At 55.6% G+C, this 3,105-nt stretch carries 2 protein-coding genes and 1 pseudogene; 2 read left to right on the top strand and 1 reads right to left on the bottom strand.

The genetic code is table 11. The annotated features are described in order from the left end of the window. Positions 1–1,144 (top strand): annotated as a pseudogene (locus tag G9F48_RS15690) (collagen-like protein); the annotation flags it as partial. A 90-nt stretch (positions 1,145–1,234) separates the two neighbouring features. On the opposite strand, the gene G9F48_RS19810 reads toward G9F48_RS15690, so the two are convergent. Next, positions 1,235–1,534: a hypothetical protein gene (locus tag G9F48_RS19810; RefSeq protein ID WP_180992971.1), complete on the bottom strand. Its 300-nt coding sequence runs from the start codon at positions 1,532–1,534 to the stop codon at positions 1,235–1,237. Positions 1,535–1,579: 45 nt separating this feature from the next. Between G9F48_RS19810 and G9F48_RS19805 the strand changes: the two genes are divergently transcribed. Then, the coding region (locus G9F48_RS19805) for a beta strand repeat-containing protein (protein WP_446697981.1) at positions 1,580–3,105 on the top strand (1,526 nt) is incomplete at its 3' end.

The following is a 3,105-nucleotide window of genomic DNA, read 5'->3' as shown; positions in this document are numbered from 1 at the left end:
AACCGGAGTAACAGGAGCAACAGGATCGACTGGTATAACGGGTTCAACCGGCCCAACCGGAGTAACAGGAGCAACAGGATCGACTGGTATAACGGGTTCAACCGGCCCAACAGGAGTAACAGGAGCAACCGGTTCGACTGGTGTAACTGGTGCAACAGGAGAAACTGGCCCAACCGGCGTAACTGGTGCAACAGGAGTGACTGGGTCAACAGGAGAAACCGGCGCAACCGGTGTAACCGGGTCAACAGGAGAAACCGGAGCAACTGGAGTGACTGGAGCAACGGGGATAACAGGAGCAACAGGTGCAACCGGGCTAACTGGAATAACAGGCGCGACTGGCCCAACCGGTGTGACTGGACCAACAGGGGTTACTGGCTCGACAGGAGCAACCGGATCGACAGGCTCAACCGGTACAACCGGAATAACAGGCCCAACGGGATCGACAGGCACAACCGGTCCAACCGGCCCAACAGGAGCAACCGGATCAACAGGCTCAACCGGAATAACAGGAGAAACTGGGGCAACCGGAGTAACCGGAGCAACCGGAGTAACCGGAGTAACAGGTGCAACCGGCTCAACTGGAGTAACAGGAGCGACAGGTACAACAGGCCTAACGGGTCCAACAGGAGCAACAGGAGCAACCGGCACAACCGGCTTGACAGGCATAACCGGCCCGACTGGTGTAACCGGTGCAACCGGAGTAACGGGCCCAACAGGCCCAACCGGCGCCACAGGCAGTACACCAACCTTGCTCTTCACAAGAACCAACGGGCCGCTCACTGTTTATCCGCCGTTAAATACAGAGGTTCCCATTGCTACGCTGGCAATCTCGGTTAACGCTTTGCAGAATGTAAAGCTTGATTATGCACTCAGTGTCGCGCTAACAACTGCAGCCAATTCAAACTTTGTTTTTGAAGTGAGATTATATAGGGGAGCAGTGCAAATTCATACAAGAACTCTGTCGCGAACTAATACTACCGCAGCTACGGATAGTTTTTCGATTGCTGATACAACAGTGGATACAGCGCCGACCGCAGGAACAAATACGTACCAGTTGAGAGTTGTTTTCACAACTGCAAATAATATAACAGCAGCGTCAGCTCTCAATATCGATTTTAACAGCATTCGTTTCCCGACAACCTAATGACAATAGCAGACTGATATTTTAAAGATGAAAGACCTGACTTATGCACAGTTAGGTCTTTTTTCTCTAAAAGCTGTGCATGGTGCAGCCTTAAGAACATTTGAAAATTCGCCCAATAGAAATGGGATTTTGCCACACCTTTTTCTTTTGCGGAAATATTATGCAAGAAGAGGTGGTGTAATGAGAAAAGGAGATACTTGGTATAACAGATACGACTCTTGGGATTACGACTGCCGGAATTGTAATGAGTGCTGCTGTCATTTTCAACATAAAAGAAGAAATCAAAGGCGCAGTTATCAAAAACGGGCCCATTGCTGTGAAGAATTCTGTTGCAAAACCTCTTGCTGTCATGAAAGATGGTGTCCATGCTGTCATCCAAATCATTTTCATGTAAGAGGATTCACCGGAGCAACGGGGTGCACCGGAGCAACGGGGCTGACCGGAGCAACAGGGCTGACCGGAGCAACGGGGTTCACTGGAGCAACGGGGTTCACTGGAGCAACGGGGTTCACTGGAGCAACAGGGCTGACCGGAGCAACGGGGTTTACCGGAGCAACGGGCTCGACCGGGAATACCGGCGCGACTGGGGTAACCGGTGCCACGGGAGCAACCGGCGTCACTGGAGATCCCGGCACGACTGGAGCAACTGGCGCCACGGGAGTAACGGGAGCCACGGGAGTAACGGGCTTGACCGGAGCAACCGGGATCACCGGAGTCACTGGAGTAACCGGGGTAACGGGAGTAACAGGAGTAACAGGCGCCACCGGAGCAACAGGGCTGACTGGAGCCACTGGGATAACTGGAGCCACTGGGATCACCGGAGCTACCGGAGTGACTGGGGTAACCGGAGTGACCGGAGTGACCGGAGTGACCGGAGTGACCGGAGTGACCGGAGTGACCGGAGTGACCGGAGTAACAGGAGCAACCGGGGTAACAGGCGTAACCGGAGCGATTGGAGTAACGGGAGCCACTGGAGCAACTGGGATAACAGGCGCTACCGGAGTAACGGGAGCCACCGGGGTAACCGGAGCTACTGGAGTAACTGGGGTAACCGGAGTGACTGGAGTAACAGGAGCCACCGGGGCTACTGGAGCTACTGGAGCAACTGGGATAACTGGAGCCACTGGGATCACCGGAGCTACCGGAGTAACTGGGGTAACCGGAGTAACTGGGGTAACCGGAGCGATTGGAGTAACGGGAGCCACCGGAGTAACAGGCGCCACCGGAGTAACAGGCGCCACCGGAGTAACGGGAGTAACCGGAGAAACGGGAGTAACCGGAGTAACAGGAGCGACAGGAATAACGGGAGCCACCGGGATCACCGGAGCAACCGGAGCGACCGGGGTAACGGGAGCCACCGGGATAACGGGAGCCACCGGAGTAACAGGCGCTACCGGAGTAACAGGCGCCACCGGAGAAACGGGAGTAACCGGAGAAACGGGAGCCACTGGAGTAACGGGCTTGACCGGAGCAACCGGAGATACTGGATCTACCGGAATAACAGGCGCTACCGGAGTAACCGGATCAACTGGAGTAACCGGGGTAACTGGAGTAACCGGAGCAACAGGCGCCACCGGAGTAACAGGCGCCACCGGAGATACTGGATCTACCGGAATAACAGGTGCAACCGGGGTAACAGGCGTAACCGGAGCGACAGGAGTAACCGGGGATACTGGAGCAACAGGCGCCACCGGGATCACCGGAGTAACCGGAGTAACAGGAGCGACAGGAATAACGGGAGCTACCGGAGTAACGGGAGCCACAGGTGTAACTGGGGTAACGGGAACAACCGGAGTAACAGGCGCCACCGGAGTAACAGGGGCTACCGGAGTAACGGGAGCAACTGGAGTAACCGGAGTAACAGGCGCCACCGGAGTAACAGGCGCCACCGGAGTAACGGGAGTAACCGGAGTAACGGGAGTAACCGGAGTAACGGGAGCAACTGGAGTAACCGGAGTAAC

This window comes from Bacillus sp. EKM420B (assembly GCF_011065565.1).
In the GTDB taxonomy this organism is placed as follows: Bacteria; Bacillota; Bacilli; order Bacillales; family Bacillaceae; genus Bacillus; species Bacillus velezensis.
Note: the sequence above shows the minus strand (reverse complement) of the source record. Positions and strands in the feature narration are given on the sequence as shown.